This window comes from Kocuria arenosa, assembly GCF_042879215.1.
GTDB classification, from domain to species: Bacteria; Actinomycetota; Actinomycetes; order Actinomycetales; family Micrococcaceae; genus Kocuria; species Kocuria arenosa.
Genome location: NZ_JBHZTA010000001.1, coordinates 238682 through 259808, shown reverse-complemented (window position 1 = coordinate 259808; position 21127 = coordinate 238682). Strand labels below are relative to the sequence as shown.

At 74.3% G+C, this 21127-nt stretch carries 15 protein-coding genes, 1 tRNA gene and 1 pseudogene; 10 read left to right on the top strand and 7 right to left on the bottom strand.

Going from position 1 to position 21127, the window contains the following annotated elements; all coding sequences use genetic code 11:
• Nucleotides 1–99: 99 nt before the first annotated feature.
• The 5 genes and pseudogenes from ACFYE3_RS01240 to upp form a co-directional block, all read right to left on the bottom strand.
• Nucleotides 100–1032 (bottom strand): annotated as a pseudogene (locus tag ACFYE3_RS01240) (FAD-dependent monooxygenase); the annotation flags it as partial.
• Nucleotides 1033–1044: 12 nt separating this feature from the next.
• Nucleotides 1045–2031, bottom strand: a complete 987-nt coding sequence (locus ACFYE3_RS01235) for an aldo/keto reductase (RefSeq protein WP_387605552.1) — start codon at nt 2029–2031, stop codon at nt 1045–1047.
• A gap of 52 nt (nt 2032–2083) precedes the next feature.
• Nucleotides 2084–2623, bottom strand: coding sequence for a SixA phosphatase family protein (locus ACFYE3_RS01230; RefSeq protein ID WP_387605554.1), 540 nt, complete (start codon nt 2621–2623; stop codon nt 2084–2086).
• Between the two features lie 94 nt (nt 2624–2717).
• Nucleotides 2718–3542 carry a winged helix-turn-helix domain-containing protein gene (locus ACFYE3_RS01225; RefSeq protein ID WP_387605556.1) on the bottom strand — a complete coding sequence of 275 codons (825 nt, stop codon included), beginning with the start codon at nt 3540–3542 and terminating at the stop codon, nt 2718–2720.
• Between the two features lie 507 nt (nt 3543–4049).
• Complete coding sequence (gene upp / locus ACFYE3_RS01220) at nt 4050–4685, bottom strand: uracil phosphoribosyltransferase (protein ID WP_031283230.1); 636 nt, start codon at nt 4683–4685, stop codon at nt 4050–4052.
• Nucleotides 4686–4773: 88 nt separating this feature from the next.
• Between upp and tadA the strand changes: the two genes are divergently transcribed.
• From tadA to ACFYE3_RS01175, 9 genes are all read left to right on the top strand, one after another.
• Nucleotides 4774–5319, top strand: a complete 546-nt coding sequence (gene tadA / locus ACFYE3_RS01215) for a tRNA adenosine(34) deaminase TadA (protein ID WP_387605559.1) — start codon at nt 4774–4776, stop codon at nt 5317–5319.
• A gap of 29 nt (nt 5320–5348) precedes the next feature.
• Nucleotides 5349–5438, top strand: a tRNA-Ser gene (locus ACFYE3_RS01210).
• A gap of 191 nt (nt 5439–5629) precedes the next feature.
• Nucleotides 5630–6463: a thioesterase family protein gene (locus tag ACFYE3_RS01205; protein ID WP_387605561.1), complete on the top strand. Its 834-nt coding sequence runs from the start codon at nt 5630–5632 to the stop codon at nt 6461–6463.
• Nucleotides 6464–6602: 139 nt separating this feature from the next.
• The gene (locus ACFYE3_RS01200; RefSeq protein ID WP_058873908.1) at nt 6603–6929 is read left to right on the top strand and encodes a 2Fe-2S iron-sulfur cluster-binding protein; all 327 of its coding nucleotides are present in this window, start codon (nt 6603–6605) and stop codon (nt 6927–6929) included.
• Nucleotides 6930–7010: 81 nt separating this feature from the next.
• Nucleotides 7011–9878, top strand: a complete 2868-nt coding sequence (locus ACFYE3_RS01195) for an FAD-binding and (Fe-S)-binding domain-containing protein (protein WP_387605562.1) — start codon at nt 7011–7013, stop codon at nt 9876–9878.
• Between the two features lie 143 nt (nt 9879–10021).
• On the top strand, nt 10022–10855 hold the full coding sequence (locus ACFYE3_RS01190; RefSeq protein ID WP_387605564.1) for a DUF4232 domain-containing protein: 834 nt from the start codon (nt 10022–10024) through the stop codon (nt 10853–10855).
• Entirely contained in the window at nt 10845–15881 is a 5037-nt protein-coding gene (locus ACFYE3_RS01185; protein WP_387605566.1) for an Lhr family ATP-dependent helicase, read from the top strand. Before ACFYE3_RS01190 ends, ACFYE3_RS01185 begins: the two co-directional genes overlap by 11 nt.
• 27 nt (nt 15882–15908) lie before the next feature.
• Nucleotides 15909–16751 carry a DNA-formamidopyrimidine glycosylase family protein gene (locus ACFYE3_RS01180; RefSeq protein ID WP_387605568.1) on the top strand — a complete coding sequence of 281 codons (843 nt, stop codon included), beginning with the start codon at nt 15909–15911 and terminating at the stop codon, nt 16749–16751.
• Nucleotides 16752–16878: 127 nt separating this feature from the next.
• Complete coding sequence (locus ACFYE3_RS01175) at nt 16879–18408, top strand: stealth conserved region 3 domain-containing protein (RefSeq protein ID WP_387605570.1); 1530 nt, start codon at nt 16879–16881, stop codon at nt 18406–18408.
• A 103-nt stretch (nt 18409–18511) separates the two neighbouring features.
• Here the strand turns inward: ACFYE3_RS01175 and ACFYE3_RS01170 are convergent, their stop codons facing one another.
• A complete protein-coding gene (locus tag ACFYE3_RS01170; RefSeq protein WP_387605571.1) occupies nt 18512–19036 on the bottom strand; it encodes a hypothetical protein in 525 nt (174 codons plus the stop codon).
• A 417-nt stretch (nt 19037–19453) separates the two neighbouring features.
• On the opposite strand from ACFYE3_RS01170, the gene ACFYE3_RS01165 reads away from it, so the two are divergent.
• Nucleotides 19454–19774, top strand: a complete 321-nt coding sequence (locus ACFYE3_RS01165) for a DUF6458 family protein (protein ID WP_387605574.1) — start codon at nt 19454–19456, stop codon at nt 19772–19774.
• A 190-nt stretch (nt 19775–19964) separates the two neighbouring features.
• On the opposite strand, the gene ACFYE3_RS01160 is transcribed toward ACFYE3_RS01165, so the two are convergent.
• Nucleotides 19965–21068 (bottom strand): pyridoxal-phosphate-dependent aminotransferase family protein, encoded by a 1104-nt coding sequence (locus ACFYE3_RS01160; protein WP_387605576.1) that lies wholly within the window; start codon nt 21066–21068, stop codon nt 19965–19967.
• Nucleotides 21069–21127: the final 59 nt, after the last annotated feature.

Here is a 21127-nt window from a genome sequence, read left to right as displayed (position 1 = left end):
CGCCCCGCCGCGGGCGACGCGCTGCTTCTCGGTCACGACCGGCCGCCAGACGCGCTCCCAGCCCGTCAGCGCCTCCTCGACCGACGCGGCGCGGGCGAGCCGCTCGGCGAGCAGCCATGCCCCGGCGAGCCCCAGCGAGGCGCCCTGGCCGCCCAGCAGGGACACCGCCTGCCCCGAGTCCCCGAGCAGCACGACCCGGCCGCTGCTCCACCGCGGCACCTCGACCTGCGCCACCTGGTCGTAGTAGAGCCGGTCCGCGCCGGGGCAGGCCGCCAGGACACGGGGCACGATCCAGCCGAGCGAGCCGTGGACGGCGCGCAGGGTCTCGCGGGGATCGGCCGGCAGGGCCGGTCCGGCGGCCCGGTGCACGGCGAACACGGCCAGGCGCCCGTCCCGCAGCCCGTAGAAGCCCATCGCCCGGTCGATGCTGTCGGTGAGGCAGAAGCGGTTGCCGACCTGCCAGTATGCCTCCGGGTCCTCGACCACGAACGCCGCCGAGTGCAGGCCCAGCCAGCGGCGGTAGCGCTCCTCGGGCCCGAACGCCGAGCGCCGCACGGCCGAGTTCACCCCGTCGGCGCCGACCACCAGGTCGGCGTGGAGCACCGTTGCGTCGTCGAGCACCGCACCCGCTCCGCCGGGCCGCTGCCGGACCCCCACGACGCGCCGCCCGAAGCGGAGCTCCGCGACGCCCCGGGCGTGCTCGCGCAGCACCCGCTCGAGGTCGGGGCGCAGCACGCTGACGAGGTGCCCGTCGAGGGCGTGGGCGAACCGGGCGAACGGCAGCCCTGCCCGGTCGCGGCCGCGGTCGTCCACATAGCTGAGCCGCTCCACCCTGTAGCCGAGCTCCTGGACCGCCGGCAGCACGCCCATCGCCTCGGCGGCGTCCCAGCGGGGGCCGAAGAAGTCCATCATGTAGCCCTCCTCCCGCGGGCGCGGCGACCGTTCCAGGACGACGACGTCCCAGCCCTGCCGGCCCAGGCACCCGGCCAGGGCCAGTCCCGCGATGCCCGCCCCGCAGACGACCGCGCGCACGTCCCGCGCCGCTCAGTACCGGTCGCCGACGGCCACGACGCCGTCCAGCAGGGCGAGGTCCTCGGCCGTCAGGCGCAGCTCCGCGGCCGCCGCGTCCTCTCGCAGGTGGCCGGGGTCGGTGGTGCCGGGGATCGGCAGCACGTGCTCGCCCCGCACCGTGGTCCAGGCGATCGCGACCGCCGCCAGGGAGGTCTCGTGCCGGCGGGCGACCTCACGCAGGGGCGCGAGCACGGCGTCCTCGTTGGCGGCCATGGCCTCCGGCGTGAACCGGGGGTTGCGCGAGCGGAAGTCGGATCCGGAGAACTCCCGGCCCGTGAGCGCGCCGGCGAGGTATCCGCGGCCCAGCGGGGAGAAGGGGACGAACACCGCCCCGTGCTCGGCGCACCACCCGATGACGTCCCCGGAGGGGTCTCCGTCGGAGGTGGGGCCCGACCCGTCGGGGTTGCGGGTCCACAGGGAGTACTCCGACTGGACGGCCGCGACCGGGTGGATGGCGTGCGCCCGGTCGGCCTGCTCCGTGCTGACCTCGGAGAGCCCCACGTGGCGGGCCTTGCCCGCGGTCACGAGCTCGCCCATCGCGCCCCACGTCTCCTCGAGGGGCACGCCGGGGTCCACGCGGTGCAGGTAGTAGAGGTCCACGACGTCGGTGCGCAGCCGGCGCAGGCTGTCCTCGATCGAGCGGCGCACCTCGTCCGGGTGCCCGCAGCGCTCCGTCCGGGGCGGCTCGAGGGAGGCCGCGCGCAGCCCCGTCTTGGAGCAGAGGAACACCTCGTCCCGGCGCCCGCCGAGGGCGGCGCCGACGAGCTCCTCGTTCGCTCCCCCGCCGTAGAGCACCGCGGTGTCCACGACGTTCATGCCGAGGTCCACCGCCAGCCCGAGCACCTCGTGCTTGCGCCGCTCGGTCAGTCCGTGCCGGTCGTAGACCCAGCTCAGGCCCATGGCCCCGAACCCGATCGCTCCCACGCGGTCCCCGGACGGGGTGAACTCGATCTGTCGCATCCTCACTCCTTCGTCGGTCCGGCCGCCGCGCAGGCGCCCGGAGCGCCGCCGGTCAGCGGCTCCCCGCGGGCGGTCGCGGCACCGTGAAGTCCACCAGGCGGGCGTCGGCGCCGTCCAGTCCGGCCCAGGTGCCGGGGACCTCCAGGACCGCCAGGCCGGAGGTGGGGCAGCCGTCGGCGAGGGCCATGACGGCGTCGTAGTCGGAGTCCGGTGTGGCCAGCCGGAGGGCGGCGTCGCGCAGACCGGGCAGGTGGCCGATGAGCAGCAGGGACTCCACGGTCTCGGGCACGTGGTTGACCACCGCGATGATCCGGCTGTCCTGGGCCGCGTAGAGGGACTCGTCGAGCCGGGCGGTCGGCGCGAGGTCGCCGAGCTCGCTGCACACCCACGTGCAGGTCTGGCGTGCGCGCAGGGCGCTCGAGCACAGGATCATGTCCGGGACGTGCCCGTTCGCCAGCAGCCAGCGCCCCGCGGCGGCGGCGTCAGCCGCACCGCCGCGGTCCAGGGGGCGGTCGTGGTCGGCCACGCCCCACGGGTGCTCGGCCTCCGCGTGGCGCATGAGGACGAGCTTCTTCCGGTCGTGGCGGGTCATCGGTTCATGATGCCACGCGCTCGCCGGGCACGGAGCGACCCCGGCTCCTCCGCGGCGCGGGAGAGAACCGGGGCCTGCACGGGTCGGGAACGGATCAGATGGAGTACTCGGGGGCCGCCCACACGACGACCTCGGGGTGCTCGTAGAAGCGGTAGCCCTGGCCGCGGACGGTGCGCACGGTGTTCGCGAGCCGGCCGAGCTTGGAGCGCAGGCGCCGGATGTGCACGTCGATGGTCCGCTCGTTGGGCACCTCCTCGGAGTCGCGCCACAGGCTGTGCAGGAGCTCGTGGCGGCCGACGGTCCGGCTGCCGTTCTCCACGAGGTAGTTCAGCAGCTCGAACTCCTTGAACGTGAGGTTCAGCAGACCGCCGTCGAGGAAGACCTCCCGGCGGGAGAGGTCGATGAGCACCCCGGTCGACTGGCTGGTCTTCGTCTCGGGCGCCGGCGCCGGCGCGGCGGGCGCCGTGGGCCGCACGGCTCCCGAGGTCGGATCGCCCAGGGCGTTGCGGACGACCTCGAGGTCAGTGCCGGCGGTGTTGGCAGGGGCCAGCGCCACGGCGGCGTAGGAGTCGGCCTGCGGGACCAGCTGCTGGGCGTACGCCCGGATGCTCTGGACCATCTTGACCAGTGAGGTGCCGCTGGCCGCCGCGGTCTCCTCGTCGAGGCCCACGTAGATCACGAATCCGCGCGCCTCGTTCTCCTGCACCTGCGGACGCGGCGCCGCGTCCCGCTGCAGGCGGGTGGGAAGGGGTGCCTCGCCGGGCGCGGCCGGCATGGGCCCGATCGTGCTCCGGAGGCTGCGGTAGTCGGCGGGGGCCGTCTGCCCGCGCTCGGGGGCCGCGGCCGGACCGCGGACGGCGCGAGCTTCGCTCGTGCGGTTGCGCTGGGAAATGTGCACGTATCCCGGTGTGCCTGGCATCTGGTGCCCCTCGTCTCTCCGTCGTTCGGCGGACGAGCTTCCGTCCGCCTGAGTCGATCCGCCCCTCGGAACGGCCCCGCCACTCCCAGCTCCCGAATCCCCGGCTCCGTGGTTGTCGGGGAGGGTCCCCGCGAAGCTGGCAAATTCCTGACAGTGGCGTTGCTCTCATCGTCCACCAGCCCTATCGATCGCGCAAGTAATATTCGCGGCGCTATCTCACGATGTGAGATTCGAACGACGGCCGCCCAGGTTGTCCGCCAAAATGAACCCCCTTCACCTGGCGCGAAAGACCCAGTTTCCGGCCCTTTCCCCGGGATATCAGACATCTGGGACGATTTCTCCGGGGTCCACCCTTAAAAGCAATTCTTGCTCCTCTTGTCAAGACGCCTCTGCTGAGAGACATTCCGTCTCACCATGTGGACATTCGGCCATGGGCTCACAAAAGGCCCGCCGACGGGGTCGGCGGGCCTCTTCAGCACGTGGTCTGCGGATTCTCGGGAACGGTGGTCAGTCGACCACGCCGTAGAGCCGGTCCCCGGCGTCCCCGAGACCCGGAACGATGTAGGCGTTCTCGTCGAGCCGTTCGTCCCTCGCAGCCAGGACGATGTTGACCTCGGAGTCCCCCAGCTCCTCCTCGAGGGCGGCGAGGCCCTCGGGGGCGGCCAGGAGGCACACGCACGTGATCTGCTCCGCCCCGCGTCGGTAGAGGAACTTGATCGCCTCCCGCAGGGTTCCGCCCGTGGCCAGCATCGGGTCGAGGACGAAGACCTGGCGGCCGGTGAGGTCGTCGGGCAGCCGCTCGGCGTAGGTGATGATGTCGAGGGTGTCCTCGTTGCGGGCCATGCCCAGGAAGCCCACCTCGGCCGTGGGGATCAGCCGGGTCATGCCCTCGAGCATGCCCAGGCCGGCCCGGAGGATCGGCACGACCAGCGGCCGGGGCTTCGACAGCCCCACGCCCGTGGTGCGCGTGACCGGCGTGTCGATCTCCACCGGTTCCACGCGGACGCCCCGGGTGGCCTCGTAGGCGAGCAGCGTCACGAGCTCCTCGACGAGCAGGCGGAACACCGGGGACGTGGTGTTCTTGTCCCGGAGCACGGTCAGTTTGTGTGCCACCAATGGGTGGTCGAGAACGGTCACTCGCATGGACCAAAATTACCATCGGGCCACCGGGGCGCCCCGCCCCCTCGCCGGGCCCCGCCCGGCCCGGCGATCCGTCCGAGAGGAGATCCGCATGGCACTGCCCCCGCGCACCCGCTCCGAGGCCCGGGCGGAGGAGTGGATGCGACTGGCCCTCGCCGAGGCGCGGGCGGCGCTCGAGACGCAGGACGTGCCGATCGGCGCCGTCGTCGTCGGCCCGGACGGCACGGTGCTCGGGCGCGGCCGCAACCGCCGGGAGGCCGACGGCGACCCCACTGCCCACGCCGAGATCCTGGCCCTGCGCGACGCCGCCCGCGCCCTGGGCTCGTGGCGGCTGGACGGCTGCACGCTGGTGGTCACCCTCGAGCCCTGCGCGATGTGCGCGGGCGGGATCGTCCTGGCCCGCGTGCCCCGCGTGGTGCTGGGCGCGTGGGACGACAAGGCCGGCGCGGCGGGCTCCGTCCTCGACGTGCTCCGGGAGCGGCGGCTCAACCACTGGGTGGAGGTGACCGGCGGCGTGCTGCAGCAGGAGTGCTCCCGGTTGCTCCTCGACTTCTTCGCGGAGCACCGGCGCGGCGGGGACGACGACGCCGGGCCGCCCCCTCCCGGCCCGGCCGGCCCCGCGGGTTTTGGCGGTTGAGCACGCCAGCCGGTACAGTACTGCGAGCTGGTGACGTGTCCGAGCGGCCGAAGGTGCATCACTCGAAATGATGTTTGGTGTAAGAGCCAACGAGGGTTCAAATCCCTCCGTCACCGCCAGTCGGGGAGGCCCCGGGTCCTGAGGGACCCGGGGCCTCCCGCATGCCCGCCGGTCCCGGGGCCGACGGGCTCCCGCGGGAGAACGTGGTCGGCGGGGGCGGTCCGCGGCGGGGAGCGCGTGCCGCCGTTGGGTACCGTGGTGGCGATCACGACGCCCGCCGTGCGGCGGGCCCGGACGGAGGAGGCGCAGCATGACGACGTCGGCGCAGGCGGTCGGACACCTGGGAACGGCCGGGGAGGAGTACCCGGACGCGTACTTCGTGCGACTGGACGGCACCCGGTTCCGCTCGACGCTGCACTCCCAGGGCGCGTGGAACGAGGCCGAGCAGCACATGGGCGCCGCCTCGGGGCTGCTCGCCCACGCCGTGGAGGCTGAGCACCCCCGCCCGGACCTCCTGCCCGTGCGCTTCTCCTACGACATCCTCGGCTTCATCCCCGGCGGCGAGGTCGAGGTGACCACGCGCGTGGTCCGCCCGGGCCGCACCATCGAGCTGGTCGAGGCCACGATGAGCCACGGCGGCCGCTCCTGCATCCGGCTGAGCGTGTGGCGGCTGGTCCGGGGCGAGACCGCGGGCTCCGCCGGCACGCACCGGGAGGCCCTGCCGCCGGTGACCGACACCCTGCCCACCACGATGACCGGGCAGTGGCCGGGCGGGTACATCGCGTCCCTCGAGGGCCGCACCGTGCGCGAGCACCGGCCGGGCCGGGCCGCCATGTGGCTGCGCGCGCCGCACGCCGTCGTCGCCGGGGAGGAGTCCTCCACCACGGCGCGGTTCCTGGCGGCGGTGGACGCTGCCAACGGCATCGCCGTGCGGGTGGGCCCCGACGAGCTGGCCTTCCCGAACGTGGACCTCGGCGTGCACCTGGTCCGGGAGCCGGTCTCCCCGTGGGTGGGCCTCGACACGCACGTCACCTTCGGCGACACCGGTGTGGGCCTCACCGAGTCCGCGCTGCACGACGAGGCCGGCTACCTGGGCCAGGTGGCCCAGTCCCTGACGATCCGGCCGCTCCCGGCCCCCGGCTGAGCCGCCCCGGACGATCCGCGCCGCCCGGGCTGCGCCGGCCGCCCCGGCACGTCGGGGGCGGCCGCCGCACGACCGTACAATGGGGCGGGATTTCCGACGTCGAGACCAGGGGCGACCGCGCCCCGAGGAGGCCATCGAAGTGAGCAGCATCAACATCACCGTGATCGACCGCGAGGGCAACCGCACCGAGGGTGTCGAGTGGAAGGACTACGAGAGCCTCATGGAGGCCCTCACCCGCCACAAGTACCCGATCCTCGCGACCTGCGGCGGCAACGCGTCCTGCTCCACCTGCCACTCCTACCTCGACCAGGGCTCCTTCTCGAAGGCCAACGAGATCAACGACGAGGAGGAGGACCTCCTCGACATGCTCGACGACACCCGGCACGACACCTCCCGGCTCAGCTGCCAGGTCGAGTGGTCGGAGGAGCTCGACGGCGCCGAGGTCACCATCGCCCCCGAGTGGTGACCTCGACGCCGCGGGGACGCTCCCGCCAGCCCTGACCAGACCCCGGACGGACCGGCCTCGCCGGCGCGCAGGAAGTGGACCATGATCGAGATCCGTGACGACCTCACGACGCGCGCCGCCTATGTCTCGGACGCGTCGATCTACCGGCGGCTGCCGGCGGCGGTGGCCGAGCCGCGCGACGTCGAGGAGGTCCGCGAGCTGCTGGCGCTGGCGAAGGAGCGGGGCTGGTCGGTGGTCTCCCGCGGTGGGGGGACCTCGGTGGCGGGCAACGCGATCGGCGAGGGCCTGGTCATCGACACGTCCCGGCACTTCAACCGGATCCTGGCGATCGACCCCGAGGCGGGAACCGCCACGATCGAGCCCGGGGTGATCTGCGACCAGCTGCGCGCGGCGGCCTCCGAGTTCGGGCTGACCTACGGCCCGGACCCCTCGACGCACTCGCGGTGCACGATCGGGGGGATGGTCGCCAACAACGCCTGCGGCTCCCACTCCGTGGCCTGGGGCACCTCCGCGGACAACCTGGTGTCCCTGCAGGTCATGCTCGCCGACGGCCGGGTGGTGGAGCTGCACTCCGGCGGGACCTCCGAGCCGGGGATCGACCGGGCGCTGACGGGATTGCGGGACCGGCACCTGGCGATGCTGCGCACCGAACTGGGCCAGTTCCCGCGCCAGGTCTCCGGGTACGGGCTGCACTACCTGCTGGGGGAGAAGGGCTTCGACGTCGCCAAGGCCTTCGCCGGCACGGAGGGCACTTGCGGGATCATCACCCAGCTCACGGTGCGGCTGGTGGCCAAGCCCGCCCACACGGCCCTGGCCGTGCTGGGCTTTGCGGACGCCTTCGAGGCCGCCACCGCGGCCCCGAAGCTGCGGGTGCCGGGGGTGTACACGATCGAGGGCATGGGCGCGGACCTGGTCGAGGCCCTGCAGATGCGCCCGGGCCGGGAGAACTCCGGCTCCGAGCTGCCGGCCGGCGGGGGCTGGCTGTACTGCGAGGTGGGCGCCGACACCCTCGAGGAGGCCGAGGCGCGGGCCCGGGAGCTGCCGGGCCTGGTGCCCGAGAACGTCGTCGACTCGATCATCGTGGCCGAGGCACCGCTGGCGAAGGCACTGTGGGGGATCCGAGAGGCCGGGGCGGGCATCGTGACCCGCCTGCCCGAGGGCGGGGAGGCCTGGCCCGGGTGGGAGGACTCCGCGGTGCCCCCGGCGCGGCTGGGCGAGTACCTGCGCGACCTCTACGACCTGCTGCACGAGCTGGGTCTGACCGGCATCCCCTTCGGGCACTTCGGGGAGGGCTGCGTGCACATCCGCATCTCCTTCGACTTCAACACCGACGAGGGGATGTCGACCTACCGGACGTTCATCGAGCGCGCCGCGGAGCTGGTCCACCGCTACGGCGGCTCGGTCTCCGGGGAGCACGGCGACGGCCGGGCCCGCTCCGAGCTGCTGGCCACGATCTACTCCCCACAGGCGCTGGCGGCCTTCGCGGAGTTCAAGGCCGTCTTCGACCCGGACGGGTTCTTCAACCCCGGAGTGCTCGTGGACCCCGAGCCCATCGACCAGGGGATCCGCCCCGGGCCCGGGGCGCGGACCTTCGACCTCACCCCGGTGCACGCGTTCTCGGCCGACGGCGGATCGTTCTCCAGCGCGGTCAACCGGTGCGTGGGCGTGGGCTCCTGCCGCTCGGACGTGGGCGCGATGTGCCCGTCCTTCCAGGCCACCGGCGACGAGGTGCACTCCACCCGGGGACGGGCCCGGTCCCTGGCCGAGATGCTGCGCGGGGAGTCCATCACGGAGGGCTGGAAGTCGAAGGAGACCCTGCAGGCCCTGGACCTGTGCCTGTCCTGCAAGGCCTGCGCCACCGAGTGCCCGGTCAACGTGGACATGGCCACCTACAAGGCCGAGTTCCTGCACCACCACTACCGCCACGGCCTCACCTCCTTCCTGGGCCGCAACCGCCGGCCCATGGCGCAGTTCACGATGGGCTGGATGCCGCTCTTGATGCGGATCGTGGAGAAGGTGCCCTTCTCCTTCCGGCTGATCAACCTCCTGGAGTCCTTCCGTGGCGTGGAGGAGCTGACCAAGCGCCTGGGCGGGATCGAGCCCAAGCGGCGGATGATCTCCTTCGCGCCCCAGCCGCTCACCCGCTGGTACCGGGCCCGGCAGGCCCGCCGGCCCGGCGACGACGAGGCGGGCCGGCCCACCGTGGTGCTGTGGCCGGACACGTTCACGAACTTCTCCGCCGACGCCCCCGGCAAGGCCGCCGTGGAGGTGCTCGAGGCCATGGGCTACCGGGTGCTGATGCCCACCGGCAACGTCTGCTGCGGGCTGACCTTCCACTCCACCGGGCAGCTGGACATGACCAAGAAGGTCCTGGCCGGCACCCTCGACATGATGGAACCGCTGATCGAGGCCGGGTACCCCATCATCGGGCTCGAGCCCTCCTGCACCGTGATGCTCACCCACGAGATCACGGAGCTGCTGCCCGAGGACCCCCGGGCGAAGCGGGTCACCGAGCTGACCACCACACTCGGGGCCTTCGCGGCCCGCCACCTGGCCGCCGGCGGCCCGTGGCCCTTCGAGGAGCTGGCCACCGAGGCGGGACCGGCGGAGGCCGTGTGCCAGGTGCACTGCCACCAGCAGTCCATGGGCGGCTACGGCCCCGAGCTGGAGGTCCTGGCGAAGCTGGGCGTGGACACCGCCGTGGTCGGCGGCGGCTGCTGCGGGCTCGCCGGCAACTGGGGCTTCGAGCCCGGTCACTACGAGGTCTCCCAGACCCTCGGGGAACGCGAGCTGTTCCCCGCGATCCGCCATGCGGCGGACGGGACGATCGTGCTCGCCGACGGCTTCTCCTGCCGCACCCAGATCGCCCAGGGCACCGGTGCCGACGGCGTCCACCTCGCCCAGGTCATGCGCGCGGCGCTGCCCCCGGAGCAACCCGGCCGGCGGTAGCGCGCTCCGGGAGCCGGACCGGCCGGGACGTGCACCGCCTCCGGTCGCGGTGTCGGTGGCCCTGCCTAGAATGAAGGGCCTGGGAGGGATCGCTTCCCGGGCCGTGGCACGCCACGACGTCCGCTCGAGGAGGATATCCCCCCGTGTCTTCGCTCTCCCCCGCTTCCCGCCCCGTCCTGGGCACCCTCGCCCTCGCCGCCGCCCTGCTCCTCACCGCCTGCGCGGGCGAGGAATCGGAACAGGCCGGCACGCCCGGCGACCCCGCCGAGAGCGGGCTCGCCACCGCGGCGGCGCCGCCGGAGACCGTCCCGGCCACTGAGGCGCAGGACGCCACGGAGCCGGCCGGGGCCGAGGAGCAGGACGACGGGCAGCCCGGCGAGCGGGGCACCGCCGAGCCGGCGGAGCCCCGCGCGGCGGACGAACCGGCGGAGGAGTCCGCCGCGGACGCGACGACGGAGAACGGGACGGCCGAGGACCGGACGGACGGCGGCGGCGCCGACGCCCCCACGGAGGGCGGCGGCACGGCTGCCGGCGGCGCCACCGCGAGCACGCGCACCGGGGGCGGCTCGCGCCTGTGCACCACGTCCCAGCTGGAGGTCGCGGCCGCCCCCGTGGGCGGCGCCGCCGGCTCGGTCCACGTGGACGTCGTCCTCACCAACGCGGGCGAGGACCCGTGCACGCTGGCCGGCTACGCCGGGGTGTCCTTCGTCGACGCCACCGGCGCGATGATCGGCTCCCCGGCCCTGCGGGACGCCACCGTCCCCGGCACCGGCCAGGTCGTGGTGCCCGGGGAGTCCGTCACCGCCGGCCTGCGCGTGAGCCAGGCCGGCAACCACCCGACCTGCGACGCCCGGACCGCCACCGGGCTGCGCGTCTACCCGCCCGAGAACACGGAGTCCGTCGTGATCCCCTTCCCCGTGGAGGCCTGCGGCGATCCGCGGATCCACCAGCTCGAGATCCAGGGCTTTGGCGCCTGAACCAGCCCTGAGCCTGTTCACCGAGCACACCCGGGCCTGGTTCTCGGGTGCGTTCGCCGCGCCCACCGCCGCCCAGGAGGGCGCGTGGCGGGCGATCGCCGCGCGCCGCCACGCCCTGATCGTGGCACCCACCGGCTCCGGCAAGACCCTCGCCGCGTTCCTGTGGGCGCTGGACCGGTTCGTGGCCGAGGCCGCGCCCGGCGGCGGGGCCGCCGGCACCACCGCCGGCCCTGCGGGCGGCACACCGGCCGGCGCGGGGACCCTGCGGGCCAAGGCCCGCTCGGCGAGCACTGCGGGCGAGCGGCCCGGGACCCGGGTCCTCTACATCTCCCCGCTCAAGGCCCTGGGCGTGGACGTGGAGCGCAACCTGCGGACCCCCCTGATCGGCATCTCGCAGACGGCGCGGCACGCCGGGATCGAGCCGCCGGAGATCAGCGTGGGCGTCCGCTCCGGGGACACGCCCCAAGCGATCCGCCGGGCCCTGCTCACGAACCCCCCGGACATCCTCATCACCACCCCCGAGTCGCTGTACCTGATGCTGACCTCCAAGGCGCGGGAGACCCTCACGGACGTGCAGACGGTCATCGTGGACGAGGTGCACGCCGTGGCCGGCACCAAGCGGGGGGCGCACCTGGCGCTCACGCTCGAACGCCTGGACGCCCTGCTGGAGCAGCCGGTGCAGCGCATCGGGCTCTCCGCGACCGTCGAGCCGATCGAGACGGTCGCCCGGTTCCTGGGCGGCCGGGAGCCGGTCACCGTCGTCGCGCCGCGGACGGAGAAGACGTGGGACCTCACGGTCTCGGTGCCCATCCCGGACATGACCGTGCTCGGCGGGCCGAGCGCCTCGCCGTCCCTGGCCGGCTCCGCCTTCGGGGACGACGACCTCGACGCCCTCGCCCCCACGACCACGGCGTCGATCTGGCCGCACGTCGAGGAGCGGGTCGTGGACCTGGTGCTCGAGAACCGGTCGACCATCGTGTTCGCCAACTCCCGCGGACTCGCCGAGAAGCTCACGGCGCGGCTCAACGAGATCTACGCCTTCCGGGTGGAGCACTCGGTCCCGGACGGCGGCGACCCGGACGGCGCCCCGCGCCACGGCGCCGACCCCCACGGCACCGACCCGGACAGCACCGGTCCGCACGACGACGGAGTGCCCGGGCTCCGAGCGGGTGCCGCGCCCCAGCAGGTCGGGGACGTGCTGCGCTCCGCCCTGACCGGGCGGGACCCGTCCGGCGGCGCCGCCGCCCCCGAGCCCGCGGACCTGCGCCGGCAGACCGGCCGCTACGAGGGCGCGGCGCCGGTGCTGGCCCGCGCCCACCACGGCTCGGTCTCGAAGGACCAGCGGGCGGTGATCGAGGACGACCTCAAGACCGGCCGGCTGCGCTGCGTCGTGGCCACGTCCTCCCTGGAGCTGGGCATCGACATGGGCGCGGTGGACCTGGTGGTCCAGATCGAGGCCCCGCCCTCGGCGGCCTCGGGCCTCCAGCGCGTGGGCCGCGCCGGCCACCAGGTGGGCGAGGTCTCGCGCGGCTGGTTCTACCCGAAGCACCGCGGGGACCTGCTGGACGCCGCGGTCACGGTGGAGCGGATGCTGCAGGGCCGGATCGAGCCGCTCGCGGTCCCGCTCAACCCCCTGGACGTCCTGGCCCAGCAGACCGTCGCGGCGACCGCACTGGGGCCGATCGACGTCGAGGAGTGGTTCGACACCGTCCGCCGGTCCTGCCCGTTCCTGACCCTGCCCCGCTCCGCCTACGACGCCACCCTGGACCTGCTCGCGGGCCGCTACCCGTCCGACGAGTTCGCCGAGCTGCGCCCGCGGATCGTGTGGGACCGGGAGACCGGCACCATCGAGGGCCGGCCCGGGGCGCAGCGCCTGGCCGTGACCTCCGGCGGCACGATCCCGGACCGCGGCCTGTTCGCGGTCTACCTCGTGGGCGAGCAGGACGGGAAGAACTCCAAGCGGGTGGGCGAGCTCGACGAGGAGATGGTCTACGAGTCCCGCGTGGGGGACGTGATCGCCCTGGGCGCCTCGAGCTGGCGGATCGAGGAGATCACCCACGACCGCGTCATCGTCTCCCCCGCCCCGGGCGTGCCGGGCAAGCTGCCGTTCTGGCACGGCGACGGTCCCGGCCGGCCCGTGGAGCTGGGGCGCGCGGTCGGCCGGTTCAACCGCGAGATCACCGGGGCCTCCGAGGAGGACGCCCGTGCCCGGCTGCGCTCGGCCGGTCTCGACGAGTGGGCCGCCGACAACCTGCTGGCCTACGTGGGCGAGCAGAAGGAGGCGGTGGGGCAGGTCCCGTCGGACCGGCTGTTCGTCGTCGAACGCTTCCACGACGAGCTCGGGGACTGGCGCGTGGTGCTGCACTCGCCGTTCGGGATGCCCGTGCACGCCCCGTGGGCGCTGGCCGTGGGGGCCCGGCTGCACGAGCGGTACGGGTTGGACGGCTCCGCGCAGGCCGCCGACGACGGCATCGTGCTGCGCGTGCCGGCCATGGAGGACGAGCCTCCGGGGGCGGAGCTGTTCCTCTTCGACGCCGACGAGCTCGACCAGATCGTCACCGAGGAGGTGGGCGGCTCCGCGCTGTTCGCGTCCCGGTTCCGGGAGTGCGCAGCCCGGGCCCTGCTGCTGCCCCGGCGCGACCCCGGCCGGCGCTCCCCGCTGTGGCAGCAGCGCCAGCGCTCGGCGCAGCTGCTGGACGTCGCCCGGAAGTACCCGCAGTTCCCGATCATCCTGGAGACGATCCGCGAGTGCCTCCAGGACGTCTACGACCTGCCCGCGCTCAAGGAGCTGCACCGGGCGGTCGAGCGGCGCGCGATCCGGGTGGTCGAGACCACCACGGAGCAGCCCTCACCCTTCGCCCGCACCCTGCTCTTCGGCTACGTGGCCCAGTTCCTCTACGAGGGCGACTCGCCGCTGGCCGAGCGCAAGGCGGCCGTCCTGTCCCTCGACGCCGCCCTGCTCAACGAGCTCCTGGGCCGCGCCGAGCTGCGGGAGCTGCTGGACCCCGAGGTCATCGAGCGCACGGAGGCGGAGCTGCAGCGCCTGGCCCCGGACCGGCGGCTGCGCGGGATCGAGGGCGCGGCCGACCTGCTGCGCCTGCTCGGCCCGCTCACCACCGCCGAGGCCGTCCGGCGGCTCCAGGACCCCGAGGACCCGGAGTCCGCGTGCCCCGAGGACGTCGCCTCCGGGTGGCTCGACCAGCTCGTGTCCGCCAACCGCGCCCTGCGGGTGCACCTGCGCGGCGTGGAGCACTGGGCCGCGATCGAGGACGCGTCCCGGCTGCGGGACGCGCTGGGGGTCCCCCTGCCCATGGGGGTGCCGCTGGCCTTCGTGGAGCCGGTCGAGGACCCGCTGGCCGACCTCGTCTCCCGCTACGCCCGCACCCACGGGCCGTTCACCGTGGACGAGGCCGCGGCACGGCTCGGGCTGGGCACGGCCGTGGTGCGCACCACGCTGGAGCGGCTCGCCGCGGACCGGCGCGTGGTCGAGGGCGAGTTCCGGCCGGTGCGTCCCGACGGCGGCGGGGCCGGCCCGGCGGCCTCCGAGTGGTGCGAGGCGGAGGTGCTGCGCCGGATCCGCCGCCGCTCGCTGGCCGCCCTGCGCCGGGACGTGGAGCCCGTCTCCGGTCAGGTCTACGCCCGGTTCCTGCCGGCCTGGCAGCACGTCGGCCGCGGCCACCAGCTGCGCGGCGAGGACGGGGTGCTGACGGTGGTGGACCAGCTCGCGGGCGTCGCCGTCCCCGCCTCGGCCTGGGAGCCGCTCGTGCTCGCGGCCCGGGTGGCCGACTACCGGCCCGAGCTGCTGGACGAGCTGACCGCCACCGGGGAGATCCTCTGGTCCGGCGCGGGGTCCCTGGCGGGCGACGACGGGTGGGTGTCGCTGCACCTGAGCGAGGCCGCCCAGCTCACCCTGCCCCCGGCGGAGACCCTCGCGGTCGCGGCGGCGGCCCTGGACTCCACGCTGGAGCGGCGGGTCCTCGACGTCCTGGCCCCCGGCGGCGCGTGGTTCTTCCCGCAGCTGCTGGGCCTGCTCGACGCCTCCGGGGACCCCGTTCCCGCCCCGGAGCTGACCACGGCGCTGTGGAACCTCGTGTGGTCCGGGCTGGTCACCAACGACACGTTCCTGCCCGTGCGCTCCCTGCTCTCCGGCGGGCAGGCCGCCCACCGGCACAAGTCCCGGGCCCCGCGGGGGCGCTCCACGTCCCGCCGGGGTGCCGCCCGGCTGCGGCCCGGTGCGTCCTCCCGCCCGGGGATCGGCGGAGCGCTGCGCGCCCCGGCCGGGGCCGCCACCCTGGAGCGCCACGACTCCCCGCTCGTGGCCGGGCGCTGGTCGATGCTGCGCCCCGAGCCGCTCGACCCCACGCTGCGGGCGTCGGCCACCGCGGAGCTGCTCATGGACCGCTACGGGGTGGTGACCAAGGGCCCGGTGGCGGTCGAGGAGCTCCCCGGCGGCTTCGCCACCGTGTACAAGGTGCTCTCCACGCTCGAGGACACCGGCCGGGCCCGCCGCGGGTACTTCATCGAGGGCCTGGGCGCCGCGCAGTTCGCGCAGGCCGCCACGGTGGACCACCTCCGCACCTTCAGCACCGACGACCAGGTCCGCGCCGAGGAGCCCGTGGCGCTGGCGCTCGCCGCCACCGACCCCGCCAACCCCTACGGGGCGGCGCTCGAGTGGCCGGAGCCGGTGTCCGTGCCCGCCCCGGACGGCGGGGACGCGCCCGCGGGGCGGCACCGGCCCGGGCGGAAGGCGGGCGCCGTCGTCGTCCTCGTGGACGGTGCCCTGGTCCTGTACGTCGAGCGCGGCGGCCGGACCGTCCTCGCGTTCACGGAGGACACGGCCGCCCTCGCCGCCGCCGGGCCCGCCGTGGCCGAGACCGTCCGCCGAGGCGCGGTGGACAAGCTGACCGTCGAGAAGGTCAACGGCGCCGGGGTCCTGGGGCACGGCCCCGTCGAGACCGCCGTGCGGGAGTCCCTGCTGGCCGGCGGGTTCTACTCGACGCCGCGCGGACTGAGGATGCGCCGATGAGCGCGGACCCGGATCCCGGGGGCGGCCGTGCCCGAGGGTGACACCGTCTACCGCCAGGCCGCCCTGCTGCGCCGCGCCCTGGCCGGGAAGGTCCTGACCCGCAGCGACCTCCGGTTCCCGTCGATCGCCACCGCGGACCTGTCGGGGCGCACCGTGACCGAGGTGGTGCCGCGGGGCAAGCACCTCCTGGTCCGCGTGGACGGCGGTCCCGAGGCCCTGCCTCCGCTCACCCTGCACTCCCACCTGCTCATGGAGGGCATGTGGCACGTCTACCCGCGCGGCGCCCGGTGGCGGCGTCCCGCCCACCAGGCACGGGCGGTGCTCGAGAACGCGGCGGCGCAGGCCGTCGGCTTCGACCTCGGCATGCTGGACCTCGTGGCCACGGCCGACGAGGACGAGCTCGTGGGCCACCTCGGCCCGGACCTGCTGGGCCCCGACTGGAACCGTGCCGAGGCCCTGGCCCGGCTCGCCCGCCATCCCCGCCGGCCCGTGGGGGCCGCGCTGATGGACCAGCGCAACCTCGCCGGGATCGGCAACGTCTACCGCAACGAGGTGCTGTTCCTGCAGCGGCTGCACCCCTTCACGCCCGTGGCCGACGTCCCGGACCTCGGCGCGGTCGTGGACCTCTCCCACCGGCTGCTGCACGTCAACCGGGACCGCTCGCAGCGCTCCACGGTGGGCGGCCCGGCCCGCCGCGGCGAGCAGTTCTGGGTCTACGGCCGCGGCCGTCAGCCGTGCCGCCGGTGCGGGTCCCCGGTCCGGGAGGCCCGGATCGACGACGCCGAGCTCGTGCCCGGCGAACCGTATCCCGGGCCGCCGCGGGACCGGGCGGTGTGGTTCTGCGGGCGCTGCCAGCCCCTCCCCTCCTGAGTCCGTCCGTGGCGGCTTATCATGAGATCGCCGCCCCGGCGGCCCGACAACATGAGGAGGCACCATCAACACGACCCTGCTCGGCGCAGAGTACTTCGCGGCACCCGAGGACGGCGCGGACGGCGAGGTGTTCCGCTCGGCGTCCCGCGCGTCCGCCGCGGCCCTGGACCAGCGCGAGGACGTCGTCCGCTACAAGGACCGCTTCGCCCTGCGGATCATGGACCAGACCCCGCACGACGTCATGGTCCAGAACCTGCTGTTCCTGCGCGGGGTCCTGGACTCCGCGGGCGTCGACTACCTGCTGGTGCGGGGCAACGACGAGCGCCCCGTCATCACCGTGGACCTCAAGGACCGGTCCCGCCTGCGGCAGGCCCTGGTGGACGCGGCCGTGGGCGAGCCGTACTACGTCAAGCCGATGGACACCAAGAAGAAGACCGTGCAGCTGCTGGCCGACGGCGAGCTGTCCTCCCGCCGCAACGCCCGGGTGCTGCGGCTGTTCCGGCCCCACTACTCCGCCGAGGCCAAGCTCTACTACGGCGCCGGCACCGGCGTGCAGGTGGAGCTGTGGGAGTTCGGCGAGGACGAGATCCGGCTGCCCATCGAGAACTCGCTGACCCGGCGCACCGTCCCGGTCGCCGAGGCCGTGCGCGGCACCGTGGTGCGCTTCGGCCTCACCTGGCCCACGATCGAGAACATGTTCGCCGACCACGCCATCGACATCGACTTCGAGATCGACATGATCTTCTCGTGGGTGGACGGCTCCGACGAGGAGTACCGCAAGGTCCGGGCCTCGTACATGGCCGACGCCGTGGTGGGCGAGGGCGACGCACACGAGGCCCGTTTCCGGCAGGTCGACGAGCTCAAGTACGCCCTGCGCTCGGTGCACATGTTCGCCCCGTGGGTGCGCAACATCTACATCGCCACCGACTCCCGGCCGCCGGCGTGGCTGGCCGAGCATCCGCGGGTGCGGATCGTGCGCAGCGAGGAGTTCTTCGCGGACACCTCGGCGCTGCCGATCTACAACTCCCAGGCGGTGGAGGCGCAGCTGCACCACATCGAGGACCTCTCGGAGCACTACCTGTACTCCAACGACGACATGTTCTTCGGCCGCCCGATCGGCCCGGCACTGTTCTTCTCGCCGGGCGGGATCACGAAGTTCGTGGAGAACGAGACCCGGATCGGCCTCGGCGAGAACTCCGCCGAGCGCTCCGGCTTCGAGAACGCCGCCCGCGTCAACCGCCGGCTCCTGTGGGAGCGCTTCGGCCGGATCACCACCCGCCACCTGCAGCACTGCGCCGCGCCCCTGCGGCGCAGCGTGGTGGCCGAGATGGAGCAGGAGTTCCCGGCGGAGTTCGCCCGCACGGCGTCCAGCCGCTTCCGCGCGGCGGACAACATCTCGGTCACGAACTCGCTCTACCACTACTACGCGCTGCTGACCGGCCGGGCCGTGACCCAGGAGACGGCACGCACGGAGTACGTGGACACCACCACCCGTTCCGGGCTGCAGCAGATGGAGAAGCTGCTCGGCCGGCGCAACCTGGACATGTTCTGCCTCAACGACGGCAGCTTCCCGGAGGTGCCCGGTCCCGAGCGCGCGGAGCGGATGACGCAGTTCCTGGAGCGCTACTACCCCATCAGGGCTCCCTGGGAGAAGTGACCGCAGGAACGACGGGGCCCGGGGCCGGCGCGGGGATCCCCGCGCGGGCCCCGGGTCCCGTCGTTCCCGGCCGCTCGGCGCCGTTCGCGCCCGGCGCCGGGGCTCAGGTGCGCGGACGGCCACCGGGGCCGAGGTCGCCCTCGGCCCCGGTGGCGCCGTCGCGCCGGGCGGGCCCGTCCGGGCCGCCGTCGCCGTCCTGCCAGGGGGCCTCGTCGGAGCGCGCCGCGGATCCGTGGTCGGTGACGTCGTCACGGCGTCCGTGCGAGGCGTCACCGCCGGTGGAGTCGTCCCCGTCCGGGTCGAGCGCCGCGGCGTCCCGGCGGTGGCTCTCCGCCTCCTGGCGCACCCTGTCGGCGTCCTCGGCACGGCGCTGGGCGTCCTGCTCGAGCCGGTCGGCCTCGATCCGGGCCTTCTCGGCCTCGGCGCGGGCCGCGTCCGCGTCCGCCTTGCGCTCGCGGGCCGAGAGGTCCTCCTCCTCGCTCCGCTCGCGCAGCTCGGCGGCCCGCTGCTGGTTCTCCCGCCGCTTCACGACCTCGCGCTCCTTCTTCTTGCGGCTCCCGGCCAGCACGGCCAGCACGACCACGGCCAGCACGGCCACGGCCAGCACGATCCAGATCCACGTTTCCATCGGATGTTCCTCCTCGGTAGACCCCCACGTTCCTCAATAGAAGCAGAGCCGGACGGGTCCGGCTACCGGCCGGGCGTCCCGATGGGCGGCACCGTGCGGGAACGCCCCGTGGCCGCGTCGCCGGCACCGGGCGCGCCGGGCACCGGGCGGCGCGCGCGGAGAGACCGCGCCGGCCCCGTGCGGTCCCCACCGGGGCGCCGGTCCGGGAGTCGCTCCTTGCCAGCGCAGGTTTCGGCAGCACGCTCCCCGAACCGTCCCGCGGCACCCCGGGGCCGCCCGGGCAGCGCGGCGCCCGGCCGGGGACCGCGGGACGCTCCGAGTGCCCAGAGGCGCGGGCGCAGCGGTGACCGAACATGACCCTCCGCGTCTGACCGGGCGGCGCCGCGCCTGCGCCGTGGACCTCTCGGCGCGTCACGCATGATCGGACATGTATTTGCTTTACTTAATACACTCGTGCTCCGCCCGCCCTCCCGAGAGGACCTCGCCATGCGCCTCAACCCCGCCGGCCCCCTGATCACCATCGCCATCGGCCTGATCCTCTGGCTGGCCCTGCCCTCGGTGGTGGGACCGCTGAACCTCGCGCTGGCCGGCCAGATCATCTTCTGGGTGGGCGTCGCCTACCTCGCGCTGGTCCTGATCGCCGCCGCCGTGCCGTCCCGGCGCCGCTCCACCCGCCGCACCGTGGCGGACCCCGGCACCGGGGAGCGCATCGAGCGCTCCGAGACCGACCTCATCTGACCCGCCGCGGGGCACCCCTTGGGGGGTGCCCCGGGCGGGGCCCGCTCCACGTGGAGCGATGCCGGCCCGAGCCGGCCTCCCGGCCCGCTGCACCCACCGGTTCCGCCCGAGACGCCCTGAGGTGTGCTGTCGGCTCGGGGAACCGGTGAGTTCGCGGGTCACGGAGCGCGGTCAGGGGTCACCGGGCGGCTCACACCAGGGCGGGGACCTTCCGCAGGGCCTCCTGCAGGGCGCCCAGGACGAGGGCCACCGACCCGGCGTCGGCGTTGGGGCCCATCAGGCCGATCCGCCACACCGTGCTCGCGTACTCCTTCACACCCGCCCCGATCTCCACGGAGAAGTGCTCCAGCAGGTAGGCCCGCACCCAGGCGGAGTCGACGCCCTCGGGCACCCTGACCGTGGTGAGCTCCGGGAGGCGGTGCCCCTCGGCGGCGAACAGCTCCAGCCCCATGTCCTGCAGGCCCGCCTGGAGCGCGTCGCCCGCGGCCTGGTGGCGGGCCCAGACGTTCTCCAGGCCCTCCTCGGCGATCCGGCGCAGCGCGGCGTCCAGGGACGCGATCATCGCCGTGGGCGCGGTGTGGTGGTAGGTCCGGGCGCGGCCCTGGGCCTCGCCCACGTAGCCGCCGAGCATCCCCAGGTCGAGGTACCAGGAGCGCGGGTGCTGCACCCGGCGCGCGAACGCGGCGTCCGAGATCGTGAACGGCGCCAGCCCCGGGGCGACCCCCAGGCACTTCTGGGTGCCCGCATAGCCGAGGTCCACGCCCCAGTCGTCCGCGCGCAGCTCGATGCCGCCGATGGACGTGACCGCGTCCACGAGCAGCAGGGCGTCGCCCTTGAGCTCGCCCAGCGCGGCGATGTCGGAGCGCACTCCTGTGGAGGTCTCCGCGTGCACCGCCGCGATGATCTTCGGGGACGGGTGCGCCTCCGCGACGCGCTGCGGGTCGATCGGCTCCCCGTAGGGGAAGTCCACGCGCACCACCTCGGCGCCGCACCGGGCCGCGACGTCGCACATCCGCTCGCCGAACAGCCCGTTGACGGCGACGACGACGACGTCCCCCTCCTCCACCGTGTTGACGAACGCCGCCTCCATGCCGGCGGAGCCGGTGGCGCTCAGCGGCAGGGTGCGCCGGTTGTCCGTGCCCCAGACCGTGCGCAGGCCGTCGCAGGCGCTGTCCATGACGTCGAGGAAGGCGGGATCCAGGTGGCCGAGCAGCGGGTGGCCCAGAGCCGCCGTGGCCTCCGGGTAGGGGTTGGACGGGCCGGGGCCGAACAGGTGTCGCTGGAGCAGGGGCACGGTGCACTCCTCAGGGGAACGGGCGGACGGGTCCGCCGACCAGCCTATGGCCTGCCCGC

Bases quoted from the DNA above. Each gene is read 5' to 3' on its own strand.
- ACFYE3_RS01170 (WP_387605571.1), bottom strand. From the start codon at position 19,036: ATGGAAACGTGGATCTGGATCGTGCTGGCCGTGGCCGTGCTGGCCGTG.
- ACFYE3_RS01195 (WP_387605562.1), top strand. From the start codon at position 7,011: ATGATCGAGATCCGTGACGACCTCACGACGCGCGCCGCCTATGTCTCG.
- ACFYE3_RS01165 (WP_387605574.1), top strand. From the start codon at position 19,454: ATGATCGGACATGTATTTGCTTTACTTAATACACTCGTGCTCCGCCCG.
- ACFYE3_RS01230 (WP_387605554.1), bottom strand. From the start codon at position 2,623: ATGACCCGCCACGACCGGAAGAAGCTCGTCCTCATGCGCCACGCGGAG.
- ACFYE3_RS01235 (WP_387605552.1), bottom strand. From the start codon at position 2,031: ATGCGACAGATCGAGTTCACCCCGTCCGGGGACCGCGTGGGAGCGATC.
- upp (WP_031283230.1), bottom strand. From the start codon at position 4,685: ATGCGAGTGACCGTTCTCGACCACCCATTGGTGGCACACAAACTGACC.
- ACFYE3_RS01205 (WP_387605561.1), top strand. From the start codon at position 5,630: ATGACGACGTCGGCGCAGGCGGTCGGACACCTGGGAACGGCCGGGGAG.
- ACFYE3_RS01225 (WP_387605556.1), bottom strand. From the start codon at position 3,542: ATGCCAGGCACACCGGGATACGTGCACATTTCCCAGCGCAACCGCACG.
- tadA (WP_387605559.1), top strand. From the start codon at position 4,774: ATGGCACTGCCCCCGCGCACCCGCTCCGAGGCCCGGGCGGAGGAGTGG.